The 25,293-nt window shown below is 72.6% G+C and carries 14 protein-coding genes; 7 read left to right on the forward strand and 7 right to left on the reverse strand.

Annotation, left to right across the window (positions count from 1 at the left end):
- Window positions 1–48 precede the first annotated feature (48 nt).
- From ACFXDE_RS24115 to ACFXDE_RS24130, 4 genes are read right to left on the reverse strand one after another with little or no spacing between them, the layout of a single operon-like run.
- Complete coding sequence (locus ACFXDE_RS24115) at window positions 49–717, reverse strand: response regulator transcription factor (RefSeq protein WP_359970122.1); 669 nt, start codon at window positions 715–717, stop codon at window positions 49–51.
- Window positions 714–1,985, reverse strand: coding sequence for a sensor histidine kinase (locus ACFXDE_RS24120; protein ID WP_380443285.1), 1,272 nt, complete (start codon window positions 1,983–1,985; stop codon window positions 714–716). The genes ACFXDE_RS24115 and ACFXDE_RS24120 overlap by 4 nt, the downstream gene beginning before the upstream one ends.
- A 34-nt stretch (window positions 1,986–2,019) precedes the next feature.
- Window positions 2,020–2,886 (reverse strand): ABC transporter permease subunit, encoded by an 867-nt coding sequence (locus tag ACFXDE_RS24125; RefSeq protein WP_380496845.1) that lies wholly within the window; start codon window positions 2,884–2,886, stop codon window positions 2,020–2,022.
- Window positions 2,883–3,839: an ABC transporter ATP-binding protein gene (locus tag ACFXDE_RS24130; RefSeq protein ID WP_380496846.1), complete on the reverse strand. Its 957-nt coding sequence runs from the start codon at window positions 3,837–3,839 to the stop codon at window positions 2,883–2,885. The genes ACFXDE_RS24125 and ACFXDE_RS24130 overlap by 4 nt, the downstream gene beginning before the upstream one ends.
- Window positions 3,840–4,635: 796 nt before the next feature.
- Between ACFXDE_RS24130 and ACFXDE_RS24135 the strand changes: the two genes are divergently transcribed.
- The 6 genes from ACFXDE_RS24135 to ACFXDE_RS24160 all read left to right on the forward strand — a co-directional run bounded on the left by ACFXDE_RS24135 (window position 4,636) and on the right by ACFXDE_RS24160 (window position 20,602).
- Window positions 4,636–9,225: a polymorphic toxin-type HINT domain-containing protein gene (locus ACFXDE_RS24135; RefSeq protein WP_380496847.1), complete on the forward strand. Its 4,590-nt coding sequence runs from the start codon at window positions 4,636–4,638 to the stop codon at window positions 9,223–9,225.
- Window positions 9,226–9,236: 11 nt separating this feature from the next.
- A complete protein-coding gene (locus ACFXDE_RS24140; protein WP_380449123.1) occupies window positions 9,237–9,797 on the forward strand; it encodes an Imm1 family immunity protein in 561 nt (186 codons plus the stop codon).
- 456 nt (window positions 9,798–10,253) lie between these two features.
- Window positions 10,254–12,200 (forward strand): trypsin-like serine protease, encoded by a 1,947-nt coding sequence (locus tag ACFXDE_RS24145; RefSeq protein WP_380496848.1) that lies wholly within the window; start codon window positions 10,254–10,256, stop codon window positions 12,198–12,200.
- A 547-nt stretch (window positions 12,201–12,747) separates the two neighbouring features.
- On the forward strand, window positions 12,748–17,238 hold the full coding sequence (locus ACFXDE_RS24150; protein ID WP_380496849.1) for a polymorphic toxin-type HINT domain-containing protein: 4,491 nt from the start codon (window positions 12,748–12,750) through the stop codon (window positions 17,236–17,238).
- Entirely contained in the window at window positions 17,235–17,699 is a 465-nt protein-coding gene (locus ACFXDE_RS24155) for a barstar family protein (RefSeq protein WP_380496850.1), read from the forward strand. The genes ACFXDE_RS24150 and ACFXDE_RS24155 overlap by 4 nt, the downstream gene beginning before the upstream one ends.
- A 347-nt stretch (window positions 17,700–18,046) precedes the next feature.
- Complete coding sequence (locus tag ACFXDE_RS24160) at window positions 18,047–20,602, forward strand: collagenase (RefSeq protein ID WP_380496851.1); 2,556 nt, start codon at window positions 18,047–18,049, stop codon at window positions 20,600–20,602.
- Window positions 20,603–20,689: 87 nt separating this feature from the next.
- Here the strand turns inward: ACFXDE_RS24160 and ACFXDE_RS24165 are convergent, their stop codons facing one another.
- Window positions 20,690–22,057 carry an ALF repeat-containing protein gene (locus tag ACFXDE_RS24165; RefSeq protein ID WP_380496852.1) on the reverse strand — a complete coding sequence of 456 codons (1,368 nt, stop codon included), beginning with the start codon at window positions 22,055–22,057 and terminating at the stop codon, window positions 20,690–20,692.
- 177 nt (window positions 22,058–22,234) lie between these two features.
- Window positions 22,235–23,533 carry an ALF repeat-containing protein gene (locus ACFXDE_RS24170; protein ID WP_380496853.1) on the reverse strand — a complete coding sequence of 433 codons (1,299 nt, stop codon included), beginning with the start codon at window positions 23,531–23,533 and terminating at the stop codon, window positions 22,235–22,237.
- A gap of 122 nt (window positions 23,534–23,655) precedes the next feature.
- On the opposite strand from ACFXDE_RS24170, the gene ACFXDE_RS24175 reads away from it, so the two are divergent.
- Window positions 23,656–23,952 (forward strand): hypothetical protein, encoded by a 297-nt coding sequence (locus ACFXDE_RS24175; protein ID WP_380441306.1) that lies wholly within the window; start codon window positions 23,656–23,658, stop codon window positions 23,950–23,952.
- Between the two features lie 151 nt (window positions 23,953–24,103).
- Here ACFXDE_RS24175 and ACFXDE_RS24180 read toward each other — a convergent pair whose 3' ends face one another.
- The gene (locus ACFXDE_RS24180; RefSeq protein ID WP_380441304.1) at window positions 24,104–24,880 is read right to left on the reverse strand and encodes a PE-PPE domain-containing protein; all 777 of its coding nucleotides are present in this window, start codon (window positions 24,878–24,880) and stop codon (window positions 24,104–24,106) included.
- Window positions 24,881–25,293 lie beyond the last annotated feature (413 nt).

Raw genomic sequence — 25,293 nt, forward strand, 5'->3', positions numbered from 1 at the left:
GCGCACGCGGGTTGCGTAGGGGCCGGGGCGCGTGCGTGCCGTGCGTGCTCAGGCGGGCTGGACGAGCCGGTTCTCGTAGGCGTACACGACGGCCTGGACCCGGTCGCGCAGGCCGAGCTTGAGCAGGATGCGGCTGACGTGGGTCTTGACGGTGGCCTCGGCGAGTTTGAGCTCGGCGGCGATCTCGGCGTTGGACAGGCCCCGGGCGACGGTGATCAGGACGCTGCGCTCGCGGGCGGTCAGCGCGGCGACGGCCTCCTCGCCGCGGGTGGCGCCGCGGCCGTCGGCGGGCAGGTGGGAGGCGAAGGTGTCGAGCAGGCGGCGGGTGACGCGCGGGGAGACGACCGCGTCGCCCGCCGCCACGCAGCGGATCGCGGCGAGCAGCTCGTCCGGTTCGGCGTTCTTCAGCAGGAAGCCGGAGGCCCCGGCGCGCAGCCCGGCGAAGGCGTACTCGTCGAGGTCGAAGGTGGTGAGGATGAGCACCTTGGTGTCGGGGCGCTGCTCGACGATGCGGCGGGTGGCCTCGATGCCGTCGGTGCCGGGCATGCGGACGTCCATGAGGACGACGTCGACGGGCCGCTCGACGGCCAGGCGGACGGCCTCCTCGCCGTCGCCGGCCTCGCCGGCGACCTCCAGGTCGGGCTGGGAGTCGAGGGTCATGGAGAAGGCCAGGCGCAGCAGCGGCTGGTCGTCGACCAGCAGGACCTTGATCGTCATGCGGGGCTGGGCTCCTCGTCGGTGTCGCCGGGGTGGTCGTCGGTCAGGTGGAGGGTGGCGGCCACTCGCCAGCCGCCGCCGGGGGCGGGTCCGGCGGTGAGGTTGCCGCCGTAGGCGGCGACGCGTTCGCGCATGCCGGCCAGGCCCTGGCCCAGGCCGGGGGCGGTGGCGGTGGGGCGGCCGTCGTCGCGGATCTCCAGGGTGACGGCGGCGGGGGTGGCGTGGACGGTGACGCGGGCGCGGGCGCCGGGGGCGGCGTGCTTGAGGGTGTTGGTGAGGGATTCCTGGACGAGGCGGTAGGCGGTGAGCTGGGCGCCGGGTGAGACGGCGGTGCTGTCGCCGGTGACGTGGAGGTCGGTGGGCAGGCCGGCGGCGCGCACGTGTTCGGCGAGGACGGTGAGCTGGCCGATGCCGGGCTGGGGGTGGCGCAGCGCGTCGGGTTCGTCGGCGCGCAGGACGCCGAGGAAGCGGCGCATGTCGGTGAGGGCCTGGCGGCCGGTCTCGGCGGAGCGGCGCATGGCGTCGGTGGCCTTGTCGGGGGCGGTGGCGTTGGCGTAGGCGGCGGCGTCGGCGAGGGCGACCATGACGGAGAGGTTGTGGGTGACGATGTCGTGCATCTCGCGGGCGATGCGGGAGCGTTCCTCGGCGACGGCGAGGGCGGCCTGCTGGTCGCGCTGGTGTTCCAGGTCGCGGGCGCGCTCTTGGAGGGCGGTGAGCTGGGCGCGGCGGGCGCGGACGTTGAGTCCGAGGGCGACGGCGGCCAGGACGGTGCCGGAGAACAGGACGAACACGCGCAGCCACAGCGGCAGGTGGGCGGCGTTGCCGTGTTCGGTCAGCGGGGGCCAGCGCAGCAGGGCCATGACGACGCCGAGTTCGGCGACGCCGTAGGCGATGAGGGTCAGGCGGCGCCGGCAGTGGGCGGCGACGGTGTAGAGGGCGAGCAGGACGGCCGCGTCGGCGGGCATGGGGTGGCCGGTGGCCCACTGGGCGAGGGCGGCCAGGGAGATCGCGGCGAAGACCGGGAAGGGGGCGCGCCGGCGCAGGGCGAGCGGCAGGACGAGGGCGAGCTGCAGGGCCCAGAGCCAGGGGGTGGCGTGCAGCTCGCGGCGCTGGGGCAGGGCGGTGAGCACGAGCAGGCCGAGGGCGGCGGCGGCGTCGACGAGGGCGGGGTAGCGCTCGGTGAGGACGGCCGCGCGCAGCCGGGCGAGCCCGCGCGGGACGCCGAGGCGTCCTGCGCGGGCTGCGGGGGTCCGTTCGGCGGTGGTCACTGGACCATGCTCACACGGGCGGGGCGGGTGGCTGTCATGCGTCGCGTCGCTTGAGGACGACGGCGGCGCCGATCAGGGCGGCGAGGACGTAGAGGCACATCACGCCGAAGCCGGTCCAGGGGGCGAGGTCGTGCGGGCCCTGCTGGAGGGTGGCGAGGGCCTGGCCGGCGTTGCCGGGCAGGTAGGGGGAGATGGTGTCGCGCCAGGAGCTGGGCAGGGCCTCGGTGAGCAGCGGGAGCAGCATGAGGACGCCGAAGACGCTGGCGATGCCGCCGGCGGTGTTGCGGATGAGGGTGCCCAGGCCGACGGCGAGCAGGCCGACCGCGGTGAGGTAGAGGCCCATGCCGAACACGACGCGGGTGACGCCGGGGGCGCCGAGGGTGGTGTCGAGGTGCTTGCTCGCGAGGATCGACTGGCCGACGAAGAAGGCGATCAGGCAGGCGACGGTGGAGACGGCCCAGGCGACGGCGCCGAAGACGGCGGCCTTGGCCCAGAGCACCGGCAGGCGCTTGGGGACGGCGGACAGCGAGGCGCGGATCATGCCGGTGGAGTACTCGCCGGTGATGATCAGCACGCCGAGGACGCCGATGGCCAGCTGGGCGAAGTGGTAGCCCAGGAGGCTGTGCTCGGCGGCGCCGAAGTGCATGCGTTCGTCGGCGGGCAGGTGGTCCCAGCGGCTGACCGTGCCCCAGCACAGCAGGGCGCCGAAGCCGATGGTGAGGGCGACGGTGATGCCGAGCGTCCAGTAGGTGGAGCGCAGCGAGCGGAACTTGATCCACTCGGCGTGGACGGCCCGGGCGAGGGTGACGCCGGGGCGGGCGGGCCGGGAGGAGGGGGCGAACGCCGGGGTCGCGGTGGCGGCGGCGGGGGTGGGGACGGCGGGGGTGGCGGTGGTGGTCATGCGGCCATCTCCTTGACCGGCTGGGCGGGGGTGACGACGGCCTGGTACTCCACCGCGTCCTTGGTGAGCTCCATGAAGGCTTCCTCCAGGGAGGCCTGCTTGGGGGTGAGTTCGAACAGCACGAGGGAGTGGGCGGCGGCCAGGCGGCCGATGCGCTCGCAGTCGGTGCCGGTGACTTCCAGGCGGTCGCTCTCCTCGTTCTCGTCGGCGGCCTTCTCGACCTGGACGCCGGGCTGGTCGGCGAGCAGTTCGCGCAGCCGGTCCGCGTCAGGGGTGCGCACGAGGACGGCGCTGCCGGCGGCGCGGGCGGTGAACTCGGCCACCGAGGTGTCGGCGATCAGCCGGCCGCGGCCGATGACGATGAGGTGCTCGGCGGTCAGGGCCATCTCGCTCATCAGGTGGGAGGAGACGAGGACGGTGCGGCCCTCGGCGGCGAGCGACTTGAGGAGGTTGCGGATCCAGCGGATGCCCTCGGGGTCGAGGCCGTTGACCGGCTCGTCGAGGATCACCGTGGCGGGGTCGCCGAGCAGCGCGGAGGCGATGCCCAGGCGCTGGCCCATGCCGAGGGAGAACCCGCCGGCGCGCTTGCGGGCGACCTCGCGCAGGCCCACCAGGTCGACGACCTCCTCCACCCGGCGCCGGGGGATGCCGTGGGTGGCGGCGAGGGCGGCGAGGTGGTTGAAGGCGCTGCGTCCGGTGTGGACGGCCCGGGCCTCCAGCATGGCGCCGACCTCGTGCAGCGGTGCGCCGTGCTCGGCGTAGCGGCGGCCGTTGACGGTGGCGTGCCCGGCGCTGGGGGTGTCGAGGCCGAGCAGCATCCGCATGGTGGTGGACTTGCCGGCGCCGTTGGGGCCGAGGAAGCCGGTGACGATGCCGGGTCGGACGGTGAAACTCAGGTCTTCGACGGCTGTGCGTGTGCCGTAGCGCTTGGTCAGGCCGACGGCTTCGATCATGGCGGGTCCTAGCGGAGGGGGGACGGTCCGGGGTTGTCGTCTTCCACGCTAGGCACCGGGTGGGGGGTGTTCGAGGGTCACCGGGAGGATCTTGCGGGGGGCGCGCTGGGCCGCGCGATGCACCCGGTGTACATCTCACGACGGATGCCGGGGTGCGGGGGTGCGCCGTCACGTTGGGGAGGAAACGTCACCGAACCGTGATGGTCGGGCGGCGGGTGCGGCGCTCTCTCATACATCCTTAATGTCCGTATTCGGGCGCCCCGGGGCCGGACGGTCCGGCCGTGTTTTTCCGTGCGGGGCTTGACCGCAGGTCAGAAGCCTTGCGGCGGCGGTCTCGTGCGTTGACGTGCGGGATTGGCGGCCGATAGCGTCCCGCTTGTTTTTCTTTGCCAGCTCGGGGGTGCTGGTGTCTCCCGGGCGCGTCTTTCTTCATTTCCGGAGTGCCCGTGCGTAGCGTTCGAAGACTTGCCCGGCCCCTGGGCGCGGCCCCGGGGGCATCCGCGCCGGACGGCCCCCGGACCCCGCCCGGGCCCCTGCCCGGCGGCGACGCGGGCAACGGCGCCCCCGCCGGCTGATCCCCTCCCGCGCACCGGCCCCGGCGGGCGCCTGCCCCGGTGCGCGATGACCACGACCCCCTGCCGTCCCGGCCGCTCCGCGCGGCGGCGGGTGTGCGGTGCGTGCTCCCCTGCCGCGCCGCTTGTCACGGAGCGATGTCCAGGACCACCGGTGTGGATTGCGGATTCCGGTGGCCCGCACGGCACCCCGGTGCCCGATTCATGATGGATTGCGAATTTCGATGAGATTGTCACTGACCTCACGGGCCCGGTCGCGCCTCGCGGCCGGGCTCGTGGCCGGCAGCCTGCTGACCGGGCTGCTCTCGACCCCGGCCCTCGCGGCCGACGCGCCGCCGACGGCGACCGCGGCGGATCCGGACCGGGTGAAGGCGGTCGCCGCCTGGCAGGCCGGCGGGCCGGCCGTGCGCCACGCGGCGGAGACCGCGCTGACCGGTTCGGCCGACGACCTGAAGGCGTTCCTGGCGAGCGGTCAGGCCACGGCCGCCGACCAGGACCTGCGGGCCAGGATCGAGGACCTGGTCGCGGACTCCGGCCCCGGGGTGCGTGACGCCGGGACGGCCGCGCTCAAGGGCTCGGCCGACGACCTGAGGAAGTTCCTCGACAAGGGCGCCCAGAAGGCCTACGAGGACGACCAGCGGGTGAAGGTCTCCCAGCTGATCGCCACCGGCGGGCCGGGGGTGAAGGCCGCAGCGTCCAAGGCCATGGACGGCTCCCTGGCGGACGTCAACCAGTTCCTGACCACCGGCCAGTTCAAGGCGAGGGACGACGACGACCGCGTCCACCTCTCGCAGCTGATGGCCTCGGGCGGGCCGGAGGTGAAGAAGGCCGCCGGCGCCGCGCTGGACGGCTCGATGGACGACGTCCAGCAGTTCCTGCAGTACGGCTACCAGACGGCGGCCGCGCACGACCAGGAGACGCTGTCCGTCGGGCAGTTGGCCGACCTGACGAAGACCGCCGCCGACCAGGCCGGCCAGCAGGCGATGACCGCCAAGGACGCGGCCGGCAAGGCCGTCGACGCCACCAGGCTCGCCAAGGAGTCGGCCGAGCGGGCCGCCGCCGAGACCAAGGCGGCGCAGGGCTCGGCCGGGCAGGCGTCGAACGCCGCCGGACGCGCCGCGGACGCGGCCACCCGGGCCGCCGCCGCCGCCAAGACGGCCTCCGCGGCCGCGAGGGCCGCCAACGAGGCCTCCCGCCAGGCCGCCAACGCCGCCGCCAACGCCGCCGCTGCGGCCACCAAGGCCGGCAACGCCGCCTCCCAGGCACTGTCCGCCGCGGCCAACGCCGCGGGCGACAAGACCCAGGCCGACGCCGCCGGCCAGGCTGCGGAGACCGCCCGCAAGGCCGCCGTGGAAGCCCGCACCGCGGGCGAGGCCAGCCAGTGGGCCGGCTTCGCGGCGACCCAGGCGGGTATCGCGGCGCAGGCCGCGGCCTCCTCCGGTGCCGACGCCGCGGCCGCCGCCCAGGCCGCCGCCGACTCCGCCACCTACGCGGGCGTCTCCGACGCGGACGCCGCCCAGGCCCGCCTGGCCGCCGCCCGCGCCCGCAGCGCCGCCGCCGAGGCCACCCGCGCCGCCAACGCCACCGTCGCGATCGCCAACCAGGCCGCCGCGGCAGCGGCGGACGCCCAGCGCGCCGCCAACGACGCCGCCGCCCACGCCGAAGCCGCGGCGACCGCAGCGACGGAGGCCGCCCAGCACGCCGGCGAGTCGGCGAACTGGGCCACCATCGCGGGCACCGCCGCCGCCGCGGCCACCAGCTCCGCCGACTCGGCCGCACAGTCCGCCGCCCAGGCCCACAAGATCACCGACATCGCCCGCGCCTCCGACCAGGAGCGCCTGGACGCCCAGCAGGCCGCCGAGATGGCCGCCGCCGACGAGGCCTCGCGCGACGCGGACCTGAAGGCCAGGACCGCGGCCTGGGAGTCCGGCAAGGCGACGCAGTTCGCCGCCGGCACCGACCAGCTCATCAAGGACGCCACCGCCGCCGGCACCGACGCCGGGACCGCCGTGCTCAAGGGCCGTCAGGCCGCCTTCCGGCTGCTGGACTCCGCGGGCCCGTGGACCAGGGAAGCCGCCCAGAGCGCGCTGGAGGGCGACGACAGCGCCGTCCGGACGTTCCTGGGCAGCACGCTGTCCGTCGCCCGCGACCGCGACGACCGCACCAGCGTGATGGCGATCGCCGTGTCCCCCGGCAAGCTGGAGAAGCGCCTGGCCGCCGAGACCGCGTCCGTCGGCACCGCCGACCAGGTGCGCGCGTTCCTGGCCACCGGCCAGTACCCGGGCAAGGACGACGACGACCGCGTCGCCCTCTCCCAGATCATGGCCAACGGCGGCCCGGGCGTGAAGGCCGCCGCCGGCAAGGCCCTGGACGGCACCATCGACGACGTCCGCGCCTTCCTGGCCACCGGCCAGTTCAAGGCCCGCGACGACGACAACCGCGTCCAGGTCACCCAACTGCTCACGACCGGCGGCCCCGAGGTCAAGGCCGCCGCCCAGGCCGTCCTGTCCGGACCCGCCGACCGGCTCGTGCCGTTCCTGCAGAGCGGCCTGGCCAAGGCCCAGCAGCGCGACGCGATGACCGCCGCCCACGTGGCGACCATCCAGTCCTACCTCGCCACCATCGACGGCTCGGTCGCCCGGGCACGGCAGTACGCGGCCCAGGCCGCCCAGTCCTACGCCACCGCCCGCAACGCCGCCAACGAGGCCGCCGGCTACGCCAACCAGGCGAGCCAGTCCGCCCAGCAGGCCCAGGGCTTCGCCGCCCAGGCCGCCCAGTCCGCACAGGCCGCCCAGGCCTCCGCGGCGCAGGCGGCCCAGTCCGCCCAGCAGGCCCAGGCCGCCGCGGCCTCCGCCAACGCGGCGGCCCGCAGCGCCGGCTTCTCGGCGTCGGCGGCCACCAGCTACGCCGCCCAGGCCCAGCAGTTCGCGGCCGCCGCCAAGACCGCCTCCGACCAGGCCCAGGCCTCGGCCGCCGCGGCCAAGCAGAGCGCCGACCAGGCCGCCAAGGCCGCCGCCGACGCCCAGGCCGCCGTCTGGACCAAGCAGTGCGCCGACACCGTCGACGGCGTGCTGCAGGACCAGACCGCCACGGTCGACGCCCAGGGCCGGGTCTCCTACGTCGAGGCCGTCCCCCAGGACGACATGAAGACGGACCCGGTCAAGGACGACATGTCCCACTGCACCGCCGGTGACTACACCGAGGGCCGCAGCGGCATCATCATCAAGAACATCGACCCCAAGGTCTGGCACGACAACGGCAAGGGCGACACGGTCTGTGACGTCACGGTCAACGTCAAGATCACCGGCACCGTCAACTACGTGATGAAGACCTGCCCGGAACCGGGCCTGTCGATCGTCGCCTGCGCCGGCAAGTACAGCGTCTGGAACACCGTCGTCGTCAGCAGCACCCAGGTCAGCGACCAGCGCGACGAGACCGTCCAGCTGAGCTACACCGACTACAAGCTGCACTACTCGCCGCAGGCGCAGCTGGGCAACCTGCTGTACCACGCGCTGACCGACGACTTCGTCAAGTGCTACCACGACCCCGGCCTCAACGCGTCCTGCGCGTGGGCCGCGTCCAACTTCATCCCCTACGGCACCCTCGCCAAGGGCGCCAAGGCCATCGTCGCGTTCCGCTTCGCCCTGGAGACCGGCGTCGGGATCGAGGACGCCAAGCTCGCCGTCCAGGCGACGCTCAACGGCTACAGCCAGGCCGCCATCAGCAAGCTGACCTCCACGGCCGACATCGTCGCCAAGTTCCGCCAGACCCTGGCGGACGGCGTCGGTGCCGACGCGGCGCTGCAGGCCCTGAAGAACAACTCGGACATCGAGCGGGGCCTGGTCGACCAGCTGGGCGACGAGCTCACGATCGCCAACGGCGCCCGCGCGGGGTGCCCGACCAACAGTTTCCCGGCCGGCACCAAGGTGCTCATGGGCGACGGCACCACCCGGGCCATCGAGACCCTGCACGCCGGTGACGTGGTGCTCGCGGCGGACCCCGCCACGGGAACCAGCGGGCCCCGCCCGGTGAGCGCCACCGTCTACACCCCCGACGACCGCGACTTCACCGAGCTCACGGTCCGCGCCCCCGACGGCGGCCAGGGCGCGGTCACCGCGACCGACCACCACCCGTTCTGGGTGGAGTCGGCCGGCACCTGGACCGACGCCGGCGACATCCGTCCCGGCGACACGCTGCGCACGGACACCGGCGCCGTCGTCCAGGTCGCCTCGGTGCGCCACTGGACCGGCCTGGAGCCCGCCTACAACCTCACGGTCGAAGGCCTCCACACCTACTTCGTCCTCGCGGGCGACCGCCCGCTGCTGGTGCACAACAGCAGCCTGTGCCCGTCGCGGATCTGGCAGATCCTGCAGAAGCTCGGCCGGCGGCCGGGCGACGAGGGCCCGACCGCCGGGCAGGTGCTCCTGCGCGACGGCGACAACCTGGTGGAGTGGAAGGGCCCGGTGGTCAGCGGCAGCAACGGCGATCCCGCGACCGCGGCCATGGTCCAGGACATCAGCAACTGGCTCCGGCGGCCGGGTTCCACCGTTCCCCCGGTCCCGGACAGCACGCTGATCTACCCGACCGCCGACCACGTCGAGACGAAACTCGCGTGGGTCATGGCACGGGACGACATCAAGTACGCGGAAGTCGTCATCAACAACGAGAAGGGGCTGTGCGGTCCCGCGTTCTCCTGCGGATACTCCGTTCCCGACATCCTCTACACTGACCAGATCCTGAAGGTCCGCTGGTGGAACAAGGCGGCAGGAAAGCTGGACGAGATAACGCTCTCAGGGACGAGGCCGCGCCCGTAATGATTCTTCACATGTCGTTCGACGGGGAAGACGCATATCCTTCCGGCCCCGAGGAAACCGACCGTCTGATCTCGGAGGCTTTCCACTCCGTCAGCGTGAAGGAAGTCCGTGACGGGAAGTACGTCACGGGCGGCCAGGCCTCGTTCTGCTACACCGAGCCGCCGAAGAGGTTTCCCAGCACCTACCTCTTCGTCGCGGTCAACGAGCTGAGCGGCTTCGGCGCCCTCACCTGGTGCACGGACGGACAGGCCCCCCGGAAGGGCGGGATCTACGACCACGCGTGGATCTCCGACAACCCGGACCCGTCCGGGACGGACTCCCGGCTCGTCTCGGAGACGTACCACCCGAGGTTCCACGACCGGGCGAGCGCGATTCCGCTGCCCCTGGTCCGCGCGGCCGTCGAGGAATACTGCCGGTCCGGTACCGGTGAGCGCCCGGAATGCGTCGACTGGGTGAGCGGGGAGATCAGCGGCCAACGGCACGACCGCCCGCCGTTCGAGGACGAAGTGGTCCAGGGCCACACGGAGCCGAACTGGGACACCTTCTTCGACGGAGCCCCGCGGTCCGAATGACATCGCCGGGGCGGGGACATTCCCCCGCCCCGGCCGACAGGACTGTTCACCAGCCCCGGAACACGGCGGCCGGCACCGCACGGTGCCGGCCGCCGTGCTGTGTGGGCGTGCCCGCGGGGGGCGTGCGCCGCTCACGCACCGGATCCGCATCGGGTCCGCATCGGGTCCGCGCCCGGGGGGGCCGACTTGCGGAGGAAACGTCACCGAACCGTGATAATCCTGCGGCGGGCCGTCGCCCTCGCGTTCATCCGGAAATGTCCGCATTCGAACACCCGGGCCCGCGGACGGCCCGACCGCGTTTTTCCGTGCGGGGCTTGACCCCGGGTCAGGGGTGCGCCGGGGGTGCCCGCATGCTTTGACGTGCACAATTCCGCGACGATAGCTTCCGATTGATTCTTTCTTTGCCGGCTCGGGGGTGCTGGTTTCCCCTGGGCGTATCTCTCTTCTGGAGTGCCCGTGCGTACCGTTCGCAGACTGGCCTGGCCCCTCGGCGCGGCCCTTGCGATCCCCGTCGTCGCCGCCCCGATGCCCGCCGTGGCCGCCGATGCCGCCCCGCCGAGCGCGGTGGAGGGCTTCTCCTACCCCGACGCGGCGAAGGTCCTCGCCGACCGGAACATCACCCTGAAGACCGGCGACGGCCACATCGTCCTCGCCGACTGCGCCTCGGGCCCGGGCCTGGTCCAGCTGTTCAGCCGCGCCGCCAGCCCGAGCGAGGTCTGCTTCAGGATCACCGGCCCCACCGGGTACCTCGCCCTGGAGATCCCGCAGGTCTACAACATCAAGGGCGACGACCACACCATCAAGGCCACGTTGAACACCGCGGGCACCGTCAGCAGCATCGACGTCAACAAGAACGCCTGGACCCCGGTCGGCGAGGGCGGCACCAGCGGCTCCACCACGCTGCTGGAACTGACCGCCACCGACGGACCGGCCGCCCCGGCCAACACCGACTTCCCGGCCGTCGGCACGGTCACGGCCGGGCAGCCCGGCCGTGCCGACGCCCGTTCCTGCACCGCCACCCTGGTGGACCGTTACTGGGTGCTGACCGCCGGGTCCTGCTTCGGCGACCACCCGGCCGCCGGCGCGCCCGCGACCGCGAGCACCGCCACCATCGCCGGCCGCACCATCGCCATCGCCGAGCTGGCCCCGCGCGCCGAGCGCGACCTGGTGATGGCCCGCCTGACCTCCCCGCTGGACGGCGTCGCCCCCATCGCCGTCACCGGCACCGCCCCGGCGGCCGGGGACGGCCTGCGCATCCCCGGCTACGGCCGCACCACCACCGACTGGGCGCCGCTCAAGCTCCACACCAGCGCCCACACCACCGGCGCGGTGAACCCCACCAGCATCGACACCGCCCCGGCCGCCGGCCAGGCCCCCGTCTGCCAGGGCGACACGGGCGCGCCGCTGCTGCGCGACCGCAACGGCACCCCCGAGATCGCCGCCGTCGCCTCCCTCTCCTGGCAGGGCGGCTGCCTCGGCACCCCCGCCACCGAGACCCGCACCGGCGCCACCTCCTCCCGCGTCGACGACCTCAACGCCTGGATCCAGCAGGTGAAGGCCTCCCGTCCGGGCAGCCGGCTGTTCGCCATCGGCGGCGACAACCGGATATGGGCCGACGAGGGCTCCTACTCCACGAACGTGTGGGGCACCTTCGAGGCCGTCCCCCAGAACAGCGGCATCCGCCAGGTCAGCGCCGTGACCATGGGTACCACCGTGCGCCTGTTCGCCATCGGCAGCGACCAGCGCATCTGGAGCGCGAGCAAGGACGGCGCGAACGGCACCTGGAGCGCGTTCCAGATGGTGCCGGGCAACAGCGCCATCCAGCAGGTCACCGCCGTCGCCATGGGCGACAAGGTCCGCCTGTTCGCGATCGGCGGCGACGGCCAGATCTGGACCTCCACCGGCGACTACACGGCCGGCACCTGGAGCACCTTCCAGGCCATCCCCAGCAGCGCCATCAAGAACATCACCGCCGTCGCGATGGGCGACAAGGTCCGCCTGTTCGCCGTCGGCGGCGACGGCCAGATCTGGACCACCACGGGCGACTACACGGCCGGCACCTGGAGCACCTTCCAGGCCATCCCCAGCAGCGCCATCAAGAACATCACCGCCGCCACCATCGGCAACACCGTGCACCTGTTCGCCATCGGCGGCGACGACCGCATCTGGACCACCACCGGCGACTACACGGCCGGCACCTGGACCACGTTCAACGCCGTGCCCAACGCCGCCGGCGTCAAGCAGGTGGCCGCCACCACCATCGGCGACACCGCCCGCCTGTTCGCCATCGGCGCCGACGACCGCATCTGGACCGCCGACCAGAAGGCCGACAACAGCTGGACCACCTTCTACGCCGTCGCCAGCAGCGGCATCCAGGGCATCGCCGCCACCCCGGCCGGCTGACACCCGCGCACCCATCGGGCGCCCGGCGGGGCCGGGCGCCCGATGCGATCCACCCGGGAACTGCGTTCGGCCGAACCGGAATTCCCGGCTGCCGAGGCCGCCGGATCCACGGATCCGCCCACCTGCGCGTCCCTTTCTCCCGCCCTTGGCCGGGTATGCCTGGCTGCTCTTTCCAGGTTGCTCTTTCCAGGTTGCTCTTTCCAGCACGGGACGTGACCGCTCGTCAGCGGCCCACCGGAAGACTCCCCGCACGCTTCGACGCGCGCGATTCCACCACCCTGCTCACCGGCTGCCGGCAGCAGGAGCCCACGGACGTCGCTTCCGACGCCGTGCCGCAGGGCGGCACGCACCCCGGCTCTCCCGGGTGCGGCCGCCCCGTCGGCCCCCTGGCCCGCCGGACGGACGCAGGGCCACCCCGCGCACGTGCCACGGCGCTTCCCGCCGCCCCGCGCGCACCCCGAAGAACTTTTCCCCGCACCGCCGGCGCCCCCGTCGGCGGTTCTTCACGGCACTCCGGTGCCCAGACCAGGATGGATTGCGAACTTCCATGCGGATGTCACTGACATCACGGGCCCGATCACGGCTGGCAGCCGGGTTCGTGGCCGGCAGCCTGCTGACCGGGCTGCTCTCGACGCACGCCCTCGCGGCCGACGCGCCGCCGACGGCGACCGCGGCGAACCCCGACCGGGTCAAGGCGGTCGCCGCCTGGCAGGCCGGCGGACCGGCCGTGCGGCACGCCGCCGAGACCGCGCTGACCGGCAGCGGCAACGACCTGACGGCGTTCCTGGCGAGCGGCCAGGCCGCAGCGACCGACCAGGACCTGCGCACCAAGATCGAGAACCTGGTCGCGAACTCCGGCCCCGGCGTGCGCGATGCCGGACAGGCCGCGCTCAAGGGCTCGGCCGACGACCTGAAGAAGTTCCTCGCCACCGGCGCCCAGAAGGCCTACGAGGACGACCAGCGGGTCCGGCTGTCGCAGATCATGGCCGCCGGCGGCCCCGGTGTGAAGGCCGCGGCCGCCAAGGCGCTCGACGGCACCATGACGGACGTCAACCAGTTCCTCAACGAAGGCCAGTCCAAGGCCAAGGACGACGACGACCGCGTCCACCTCTCGCAGCTGATGGCCTCCGGCGGGCCGGAGGTGAAGAAGGCCGCCGGCGCAGCGCTGGACGGCTCGATGGACGACGTCCAGCTGTTCCTGCAGTACGGCTACCAGACCGCCGCCGCCCACGACCAGGAGACCCTGACGGTCGCCCAGCTGGCCGACCTGACGAAGAACGCCACCGCCCAGGCCGGGCAGCAGGCGATGGCCGCCAAGGACGCGGCGGGCAAGGCACTGGACGCCACCCGCCTGGCCAAGGAGGCCTCCGAGCGCGCCGCCAACGAGACCAAGGCCGCCCAGGGTTCGGCCGGGCAGGCGTCGAACGCGGCCAACCGCGCCGCCGACGCCGCCACCCGCGCCGCCGCCGCGGCCAAGACCGCCTCCGCGGCCGCGAGGGCCGCCAACGAGGCGTCCCGCCAGGCCGCCAACGCCGCCGCCGACGCCGCGTCCGCCGCGACGAAGGCGGGCAACGCCGCCTCCAGGGCGCTCTCCGCCGCGGCCGGCGCCGCCGGTGACGCCGGGCAGGCCGACGCGGCCCGCAACGCCGCAGTCACCGCCCGCGACGCCGCCGTCCAGGCCCGCACCGCGGGCGAGGCCAGCCAGTGGGCCGGCTTCGCGGCCGCCCAGGCAGGCGCCGCCGCGCAGGCCGCCGCCTCCTCCGGCACGAACGCCGCCGCGGCCGCCCAGGCCGCCGCCGAGGCCGCCGACTACTCCGGCGTGTCCGCCGAGGACGCCGCCCGCGCCCGCAACGCGGCCGCCCGCGCCCGCAGCGCCGCCGCCGAGGCCACCCGCGCCGCCAACGCCACCGTCGCGATCGCCAACCAGGCGGCCGCCGCGGCCGGCGACGCGCAGCGGGCCGCCAACGACGCGGCCGCCCACGCGGAAGCCGCGGCCACCGCGGCCGAGCAGGCAGCCCAGCACGCCGGTGACGCGAACACCGCAGCCAACATCGCGCAGGCCGCCGCCACCGCGGCCGACGCGGACGCCAACTCCGCGGCGAACTCCGCGGCCCAGGCCCACAAGGTCGCCGACATCGCCCGTGCCTCCGACGCCGAGCGCCTCGCCGGCCAGCAGGCCGCCGAGATGGCAGCGGCCGACGAGGCCTCGCGCGACGCGGACCTGAAGGCGAGGACCGCGGCGTGGGAGGCTGGCAAGGCCACCCAGTTCGCGGCCGACACCGACCAGCTGGTCAAGGACGCGACCGCGTCCGGCGTCGATGCGAAGACCGCCGTGCTGAAGGGCCGTCAGGCCGCCTTCCGGCTGCTGGACGCCGGCGGTCCGTGGACCAAGGCCGCGGCCCAGACCGCGCTGGAGGGCGACGACAGCGCCGTCCAGACGTTCCTGGGCAGCGGTCTGCCGACCGCGCGCGACTACGACGACCGCACCAGCGTGATGGCGATCTCCCAGGCGCCGGGCAAGCTGGAGCGCCGCCTCGCCGCGGAGACCGCCTCGGTCGGCACCGCCGACCAGGTGCGCGCGTTCCTGGCCACCGGCCAGTATCCGGGCAAGGACGACGACGACCGCGTCGCCCTCTCCCAGATCATGGCCACGGGTGGCCCGGGCGTGAAGGCCGCGGCCGGCAAGGCCCTGGACGGCACGATCGACGACGTCCGCGCCTTCCTGACCACCGGCCAGTTCAAGGCCCGCGACGACGACAACCGCGTCCAGGTGACGCAGGCCCTGGCCAGTGGCGGCCCCGAGGTCAAGGCGGCCGCGCAGGCCGTCCTGTCCGGCCCCGCCGACCGGCTCGTGCCGTTCCTGCAGAGCGGCCTGGCCAAGGCCCAGCAGCGCGACGCGATGACCGCCTCCCACGTGGCCACCGTCGCGGCCTACCTGGCCACCATCGACGGCTCGGTCGCCCAGGCGCGCCAGTACGCGGCCCAGGCCGCCCAGTCGTACGCCACCGCGCGCGGCGCGGCCAACGAGGCCGCCGGCTACGCCAACCAGGCGAGCCAGTCCGCCCAGCAGGCCCAGAACTTCGCGGCCCAGGCCGCGCAGTCCGCCCAGGCCGCGCAGGCGTCCGCCGCCCAGGCGGCCCAGTCCGCCAAGCAGGCCCAGGCCTCCGCCGCCAACGCCAACGCGGCCGCCCGCAGCGCCGACTTCTCGGCCGCGGCGGCCACCAGCTACGCCAACCAGGCGCAGCAGTACGCCTCCGCCGCGAAGACCGCCTCCGACCAGGCCCAGGCCTCCGCCGCCGCGGCTGCCAAGAGCCGCGACGAGGCGCAGCAGGCCGCCAACGCCGCCCGGGACGCCTACTTCACGAAGCAGTGCACCGACACCATCGAGGGCGCGCTGGAGGACCAGACCGCCACGGTCGACGCCCAGGGCCGGGTCTCCTACGTCGTGGCCGACCCGCAGAGCGACATGAAGGCCGACCCGGTCAAGGACAACATGGGTCACTGCACCGCCGGTGACTTCGTCATGGGCCGCGGCGACGTCCTGCTGAAGAACGTCGACCCCAAGGTCTGGCACCAGAACGACAAGGGCCAGGACGTCTGTGACCTCACGGTGACCGTCCACGTCACCGGCACGGTCAACTACGTGATGAAGACCTGCCCGGAGCCGGGCCTGTCGATCGCGGCCTGCACCGGCAAGTACAGCGTCTGGAACACCGTCGTCGTCAGCAGCACCAAGGTCGACGACCAGCGTGACCAGAACGTCCAGATCACCTACTTCGACTACAAGGCGCACTACTCGCCGGAGGCGGTCCGCGGCCAGATCCTGTGGCACGCGCTGACCGACGACTTCGTCAAGTGCTACCACGATTTCGGCTTCAACAGCTCGTGCGCGTGGGCGGCGTCCAACTTCATCCCGTACGGCACCCTCGCCAAGGGCGCCAAGGCCGTGGTGGCGTTCCGCTTCGCGCTGGAGACGGGCGTCGGGATCGAGGACGCCAAGATCGCCGTCCAGGCGACGCTCAACGGCTACAGCCAGGCGGCCATCAACAAGCTGACGTCGACGGCGGACGCGGTCGCGAAGTTCCGCCTCACCCTGAAGGACGGCGTCGGAACCGAAGCCGCGCTCCAGGCCCTGCGGCAGGACCAGAACGTCGACCGCACGCTGGTCCAGCAACTCGAGGGCGAAGCCAAGGTTTCGGAGAACGGCCGCAAGGCGCCGGCCTGTCTGACGAAGCGCAACAGCTTCCCGGCCGGCACCCTCGTGCTCATGGCCGACGGCACGACCCGTCCCATCGAGCAGATCCGCATCGGGGACACGGTCACGGCCACCGACCCCGCCACCGGCGCCACGACCGCGCAGGGCGTCGAGAACACCATCTACACCCCCGACGACCGTGACTTCACCGAACTCACGATCGCCGCTCCCGACGGCACCGCTTCGGCCATCACCTCCACCGACCACCACCCGTACTGGTCGGAGAGCGCCCACGACTGGCGCGACGCCGTGGATCTGGTTGTCGGCGACACGGTCCGCACCGCCGACGGCCGGGCCCCCGTGATCACCGGTACCCGGCACTGGACGACGCTGCAGCCCGCGTACAACCTCACCGTCGCTCTCGTCCACACGTACTACGTGCTGGCCGGCAACACGCCGATTCTCGTCCACAATTCCGGCTGCGGAGACATCCTCGGGGACACGTCAAAGCTTTCCGGATGGATTCCGCCCGCCATCCCAGATGAGTCAATGGCCGTCATCAAGGATATCCAGCAGTACGGCGTCGAAGCCCAGGGAGCCGGCAATCAATTTGCCGGACCGTCCACTCCCGCCCGTTTTGAAAACTCAGGAAAGAATGGCGGCCACCAGCTTCCGCAGTACGACAGCACCGGAAAAGCGATCACATACCGAGAGTGGGGAACGGTTCAGGCGGGGGCTAATCCAAAGCCTGGCGGCGAGAGGATCGTGACCGGGTCGGACGGGTCGATCTACTATACTGCGACCCACTATCAGACCTGGATCGTGGCGGTGCCTGGATCGTGAAAGACCTTGAGCTGTGGACCCTGGAGGGACCTTCGCTGCTGACGGCTCGCGCCGACTCGCAGTTCTCGATCGCCGCATTGATGCCACCGTCGGGCTCGATCGTCGCAGCCCGCCTGGACGGCCGGAAGCTGGTCGAGGCACATGACGCCTTCGAACAGTTTTCCTACGCCCTGACGTTTCCGGCGTACTTCGGCTGGAATTGGGATGCACTGTCCGACTGCCTGCGAGACCTGTCGTGGCATCCGGCCGATCATTACCTGATCATCGTCGACCACACCGAAAGCATGCTCGCCGGGAATGCCGAGGAGCGTGAAATTCTGCTCTCGATTCTTTCGCGTGCTGCGCGAGAGTGGGCGGACCCGCTCGGGAAGCCCGACGGCAAGGGAGTGCCATTCAAGGTCCTCCTTCTCTGCGATGACGAGCCCACCGAGGCGCTGCACGCAGAGACAGCCATGCGATAGATCCACCACGCACATCCCAGAGGCTCCAGCGGATTCACTTCCGCTGGAGCCTCTGGCCGTCTGACGGCGGCAACGCCAGCGGCCGGGTTCCGCACCTGGCGGGCCACCAGGACTCTCGGCGGCCCGGAGTCCGCCACACTGCCAAGCCTCACGAACCCGCCAAGGCGCTCGCCCCCGAGGACCACCCCCCAAGGCAGTGCCATGTCACACCCTTGCGGTGGCATATAACCTGTGACATTGTTCTGACCCTGAATCCGGTGACAGATTGTCGTCAAGGTCCCCCTCCCTCACGCCTCGTGGCTGACGCTCCGTTACTCATCTCCCCCACTCAGGACAAGGACACCGCAGTGCGTCTGCGCCAATCCCTTCCCCTTCTGGTGGCCGGTGCCCTCGCCGGCTCCGCGTTCATGCTGCCGACCCCCGCCCTCGCCTCGCCCGCGGCGGCTCCCGTGAAGGCCGCCGCGCCGGCCGCGCCCGCGCCGTTCGGGGCCGAGATAGCCTCCCAGGCGTCCGAGGCGATAGGACGCACGGCCGCCCCTCTGGCGGCCGACCGGCTCGGGCAGGCCCTGCAGCCGGCCGGGACGGCCGTGCAGAGCGGCCCGTCCACGGGTGCCAAGCAGCCGGCTCCCGCCCCCGTGAAGCACGCGTTCGCCGCCGCCAAGTCCGGTGCGGACGCGGCTGGTTGCACGCCTGCCGACTTCGGCTCCCGCAGTGGCGCCGACCTGGTCTCCTTCGTCCAGGGCTCGACCACGGACTGCGTCAACACGCTGTTCAACGTCACCGGGACCGACGCCGGGAACGTCTTCAAGCAGTCCCAGATGCTCACCGTCGCCGCCGCCTTCCAGGCCCAGGCCGCGCACTACACCGGCGACAACTCCACCGGCATCCTGCAGCTCGTGCTGTTCCTGCGGGCCGGCTTCTACGTCCAGTCCAACAACGCCTCCGCCGTCGGCCCCTACGACGCCACGCTCACCGCCGCCGTCAAGGCCGGCCTCGACGCGTTCTTCGCCGGCGCGCGCTGGCACGACGTCACCGACGCCAACGGCCTCGTGCTCTACGACGTGCTGGTCCTCACCGACAGCGCCAACATCCAGGCCCGCTACCTGAACGTCTACAAGCAGGTCCTGAACGGCTACGACAACGGCTACAACGCCTTCCCGAAGATGGTGAAGGCCGTCAACGCCGTCCTGTTCGCGCCGCTGTGGCGGGCCAACTGGAACCCCGACTACGTCAGCGCGGTCGCCGCCGACCCGAGCGTGATCACGGCCCTCGCGAACTTCGCGCAGAACCACAAGGACCTGCTCGGCACCGCCGACCAGTTCCTCGACGTCAACGCCGGCAACGACCTCGCCCGCACCGCCGGCGACGGCGGCTCCGTCGCCGCGTTCACCCGGCCCCTGGTCAAGCAGGTCCTCGACACCACCCCGGTCACCGGCAGCACCGGCCCGCTGTACGTGTACACCGCGTACAACGCCAACCAGTACGACAGCGCGCAGTGCTCCTCCTACGGCACCTGCGACCTGCCCGGCAAGCTCACCGCCGCCGTCCTGCCCAATACGCTGGTGTGCGACAACCGCACCATCCGCGGCGAGGCCCTGTCCGCCGAGGACCTGGCCACCGTCTGCGCCAGCCTGCGCGGCGAGGACGGCTTCTTCCACACCATGGTCAAGGACAACGGCCCCGTCCCGAACCAGTACGGCAAGACCATCACCCTCGCCGTCTTCAAGAACCAGGCCGACTACCTCACCTACTCCTGGGCCATCTACAACAACTCCACCAACAACGGCGGCCAGACCGTCATGGACGTCACCGACCCCAACAACCAGCCGGTGTCGGTCATGTACCAGAAGTCGTGGAACGACGGCTTCCCCGCCAACGTGTGGAACCTCAACCACGAGTACACGCACTACCTCGACAACATCTACGACATGAAGGGCAACTTCGGCACCGAGATCTCCGTCCCGGACATCTGGTGGATCGAGGGCGTCGCCGAGTACGAGTCCTACAGCTACCGCGGCACCACCGACACCCAGGCGATGACCGAGGCCGCCGCGCACCGCTACAAGCTGAGCACCGTCTTCCAGAACACCTACGACAACTCGGACTCGGTGCGCACCTACCCGTGGGGCTACCTGGCGGTGCGCTACATGCTGGAGAAGCACCCCTCCGACGTGTACAGCATGCTCGGCCACTTCCGCACCGGTGACTACCAGGGCGGCTACGCGGTCTACAACGGCCTCGGCACCTCCTACGACGCCGACTTCGACGCCTGGCTGAACGCCTGCGCCGCCGGCGCCTGCTACGCCGACGGCCCCACCGCCCTGTTCGGCCAGTCCGTCAACGGCGCCACCGTCACCCTGAACGACAAGTCCGTGGAGACCAACTCCCAGGCGAAGCTGGCCTCCTGGCACTGGACCTTCGGCGACGGCACCACCTCCGACCAGCAGAACCCGGTGCACACCTACGCCAACCCCGGCACCTACACGGTCGCCCTGACCGTCACCGACAGCGCCGGCAAGAGCGCCAGCACCCCGTCCTCCGTCACCGTCACCACCGGCGCCGGCACCACCCTGCCGACCTGCACCGACCCGCGCACCGACGCGCTCGGCCAGAACTGCTCGCGGCCCGGCCAGGCCCGCACCGCCGGCAGCCTCGACTACTTCTACGTCTACCTGCCGGCCGGCACCAGCACGCTGAAGGTCTCCACCTCCGGCGGCACCGGCAACGCCTCGCTCTACTACAACGCCGACACCTGGGCCTCCCCGAGCGCCTTCACCGCCTCCTCCACCGGCCCCGGCACCGCCCAGAGCCTCACCGTCACCAACCCGACGGCCGGCTACCGCTACATCAGCCTCTACGCCAACACCGACTTCAGCGGCGTGACGGTCAGCACCCAGTACTGACCCGCGCACCGCAACGGCGAAGGGCGGCGCGTCCCCAACGGGGGCGCGCCGCCCTGGTGTTGCCGACGGTGTCAGCTCTCGGCGCTGTCAGCTCTCGGCGGAGCGGCGGCGGCGCGAGACCGCGACCAGCGCCGCACCCGCGGCAACGGCCGCGGCAGCGCCGCCGGCCTCCCAGCCGAGACCGTCCGTACCCGTGGCGGCCAGCTGGCCCGGGCGGGCGGAGGCAGCTCCGGCGGTCGCGGCCGTGGCAGTGCCGGTGGTGCCCGTGGCCGTACCGGTGGTGCCTGCGGTGCCTGCGGTGCCGGTGGTCGTGGTCACCGCGGCGGGCTGGACGCCCTGGCCCTGGCCGGACTCCGGCTTCGCGGCCGGCTGCGCGTCCGGGGTGCGGTCCTGGGCCGGCTTGCGGGCGGCGTCGGCCTCGTCCTGGGCGCGGGCCGTGAACTGGCCCTCCTTCAGGAACTTGACGACGTCCGCGTAGGTGCCGCTCAGCGCCTTGCCGGCCGCCGCCTTCACGGCCGGCCCGCCCACGTCCATGATCTGCGAGAGCTTGACCCGGTCGTCGTCCTGACGGGCCTCGGCGTACCCGGTCTCCAGGAAGCGCCGCACGTCGGCGGCCGTGCCGTCGAGCGCCTTGCTGCCGGCCTCGCGCACACCGCGGCCGCAGTCCTTGTCGGCCATGAGGCGCAGCACCGCGACGCGGTCGTCCTCGGCCTGGGCCGTGGCCCAGCCCTTGGTGAGGAACGTGACGATGTCGGCGTCGGTCCCGTTCATCGCCTGGATCGCCGCCTCCTTGACCCCGCGGCCGGTGGCGGCCGACAGGATCTGGGCGACCTTCACCCGGTTGTCGTCCGCGCGCTGCCTGGGGAGTTCGACCTCCAGGAAGTGACGCACGGCGGCGGCGTCGCCCTTGAGGGCCTTCTCGCCGGCCTCGCGCACGCCTCGGCCGCACTCCTTGTCGGCGAGGATGGCCTGCACCTTGGCCCGGTCCTCGTCCTCGGCGCGGGCCGTGAACTGGCCCTCCTTGAGGAACTTCAGGATGGCGCCGTAGTCGTTGCCCCGGAGCGCGAGATCGGCGGCCTTCCGCACCGCGGGCCCGGCGCCGTCGGCGATCCGAACGACCTTCACCAGGTTGTCCTTGTGACGCTGCTCCTCCAGCTCGACCTCCAGGAAGTGGCGCAGCTCGGCGGCGCCGCCCTTGAGGGCCTTCCCGGCCGCGTCGCGCACGCCCCAGCCGGACTCCTTGTCGGCGAGGATGCGCTGGACCTCGGCGCGGTCGCGCTTCTCCTGGTCGCCCGCGTCCTGGTGCCCGGCGTCGTCCGGCTTGTCGGAGGCGGTGTCGGGTCCGGAGACTCCGGCCGGCTGCGGGCTGTCGGCGGCCGAGGCCGAGGACGGGAAGAGAACGGCGGGGGCCAGCACGGCAGCCGCGATCACGGCGGAGACCTTGGGCAGCTTCATCCAGCGAAACCTGATTCGTGCGGAGAGTTTGTGAACGGCGACAGCTTAGATCAACTCAAAGGTTTTCAATACCAAGTTTTTATCTGACTCGACGCCGTCCGGGAACGCCTCGCCCCCGGCGCCGGGGTGCGGCGGCCGGGGGCGCGGGTGTGCGGGGGTGCGGGGGTGCGGGGTGCGTCAGCTCTCGGTGGAGCGGCGGCGGCGCGAGACGGCGACCAGCGCCGCACCCGCGGCAACGGCCGCGGCGGCGCCACCGGCCTCCCAGCCGAAGCCGTCCGCGCCGGTGGCAGCGAGCTGGCCGGGGCGGACGGAGGCGGCCCCGGCGGTGGTGGCGGTGCCGGTGGCCGCGGTCACGGCGGCGGGCTGGACGCCCTGGTCCTGGCCGGACTCCGGCTGCGCGACCGGCTTCTGGTCCGGGGTCCGGTCCTGGGCGGGCTTGCCGGCGGCGTCGGCCTCGTCCTGGGCGCGGGCCTTGGCCCAGCCCTCCTTGAGGAAGTTCGCGATGTCGTCGTTGCTGCCGTCGAGCGCCTGGAGCGCGGCCTTCTTCACGGCCGGCCCGCCGGTCTCGACGATCTGCGAGACCTTGATCCGGTTGTCGCTCGCGCGCAGCTGCGGCAGCTCGACCTCAAGGAAGCGCCGCACGTCGGCAGCCGTGCCGTTGAGCGCCTTCTGCGCACCCTCCTGCACGTGCCGGCCGTTGTTCTTGTCAGCGATGATGCGCAGCGTCTCGACACGGTCGTCCTCGGCGCGGGCCGTGAACTGGCCCTCCTTGAGGAACTTGACGATGTCCGCGTCGGTGCCGTTGCGGAGCACGGCCTTGGCGGCGTCCTTGACGGCCCGGCCGGTGGCGACGGAGAGGATCTGGTAGACCTTCACCCGGTTGTCCAGCACCCGAGCCCCGGGGAGCTCGACGTCCAGGAAGTGCCGCACGGCGGCGGCGTCGCCCTTGAGGGCCTTCTCCCCGGCCTCGCGCACGCCGGCGCCGGTCTCCTTGTCGTCGAGGACGGCCTGCACCTTGGCCCGGTCCTCGTCCTCGGCGCGGGCCGTGAACTGGCCCTCCTTGAGGAACCTGACGACGTCCTCGGGGGTGCCGTTGCGGAGCACGTTCTTGGCGGCCTGCTTGAGCACGGGCCCGGCATTGTTGATGAGCTGGGCGACCCTCACCTGGTTGTCGATGGCCCGCTGCTCTGCGAGCTCGACCTCCAGGAAGTGGCGCAGCTCGGCGGCGCCGCCCTTGAGGGCCTTCTCGGCGGCCTCGCGCACGCCGACGCCGGATTCCTTGTCGGCGAGGATGCGCTGGACCTCGGCGCGGTCGTGCTTCTCCTGCTCGGTCATGTCGGGCTTGTCGGAGGCGGTGTCGGGTCCGGAGACGCCGGCCGGCTGCGGGCTGTCCGCGGCCGCGGCCGAGGACGGGAAGAGGACGGCGGGGGCCAGCACCGCGGCCGCGAGCACGGCGGACACCTTGGGCAGCTTCATCCAGCGAAACCTGATTCGTGCGAAGAGTTTGTGAACGACGACAGCATAGATCGGTTTTTGCTATTGCCATACCAATCATTTACCCGACCGTCCCGTCCCACGGCGCCCCCTACGCTGACGTCATGGAGAAGAGCGAGCTGCTGGTCGACGTCCGGGACCACGACGTCGACTCACTGATGGACTTCCGCACGGCCCTCGTCGCCGTCAACCACGAGGCCCTGCACCACTGGCAGGGCCGCAGCCTGGACGCGCTCTGGGACATCATCGAGAACCGCGGGTTCTCCGACCTCCTCGACTCCCACGACGTCCTGGTCGTGCGCGCCCGGCGCAGCGCCTTCCTGTCGGAGGAGCATCCGGTGGGCCGGGTACTGCTGGAGGTCTTCGCCGATGCGACGCACGCGCGGCTGGAGCTGTCCTGACGCACCGCCCGCGGGGGGGGGGAAGGAGGAGGGACGGGTGTGGCGCCGCGGTCCCCCCACGGACCGCGGCGCCGGTTTTCCCCCGTTACTCCCCCGTTGCTCCCCCGTCTCCCCCGTTGTTCCCCCGTGGCTCTCCGCCCCCGTTATCCGGTCAGGCGCCGGCCGGGTACCACTTGGTGCCGTTGCCGCCGGTGTTGGCGAGGGTGTCGACGATGATGCTCCCGGGGTAGCGCGGGTGCTGCGCGAGGAAGCCGCTGAAGGAGTCCAGGGACGTCGCGTCGCAGACGCCGTCGGTCTTGATGCAGAAGCGCTGGACCGGCATGCCGCCGGGGAAGTTCTCCGGGCCGGTGCCCGGGGAGTACGCCACGAACGGGATCAGGGTGCCCTGCGGGACGAGGTGCCAGAAGCCGGTGCCGGGCTGCATCGGGTCGGCGTAGAGCATGCCGTCGACCTGCTCGCGGGGCACGGCGGTGCCGTTGTTGGCGATGGTCTGGAGCAGCAGGTCGCCGACCCAGGCGCCCTGCGAGTAGCCGGCGATGGTGAAGCGGGCGGTGGGGTCGGCCTTGTAGGCCTTCTCCAGGGCCGCCTTGGCGTTCCAGTAGCCCGCGTTGACGCTGTCGCCGAAGCTCGGCTCGAACGGGGCCGGCTGCTGGTTCTGGCCGCCGATGAACGGGCCGCCGCTGGCCGGGTAGCAGACCGGGATCGCGGTGCTGCCGGCCGGCAGGTGCTGGTTGGCGAGGTCGAAGGTGTACGTGCAGCGGGGTGCCGCCAGGGCCGTCCCGGTGCCGCCGAGCTCGATGTAGTAGTGGTGCGGCTGCGCGGTGTCGGCGTGCGCGGCGGTGGGCACGACGGCGGCGCCGGTGAGCGCGAGCGCCGTCGTCGCGAGGACGGCCTTGAGGCGGCGGGCGAGGCTGGCACGCATGGTCATGTGGGGTCAGCTCCCTCTGGTCGGGTGGGGCGCCGCGTCGGGTGCGGCGACCTGTGGCCATCGTGTTGTCCGGGCGCCGCGGGGAACCAGGACGGGCACCGGCCATATCTGGCCGGTGCCCGGAATGCCTGGTCAGGGGCTGTTTTTTGACGCCGTCATAGCGGGTGCGGACATCGGGGGAGCCGGTCGGCCCCGACCGCTCGGGACCTCACGACCACGCCAGCCCCGCACGCGCCCGCCAGTACTCCCCCGCCGGCCCCGCCAGCGGCGCGAGGGCCGCGAGGGCCGCAGCCCGCCCACACCCCCGACCCCTCAGTTCCTCACGACCACGCCAGCCCCGCACGCGCCCGCCAGTACTCCCCCGCCGGCCCCGCCAGCGGCGCGAGGGCCGCGAGGGCCGCAGCCCGCCCACA

It is taken from the genome of Kitasatospora sp. NPDC059408 (assembly GCF_042751525.1).
GTDB lineage: Bacteria > Actinomycetota > Actinomycetes > Streptomycetales > Streptomycetaceae > Kitasatospora.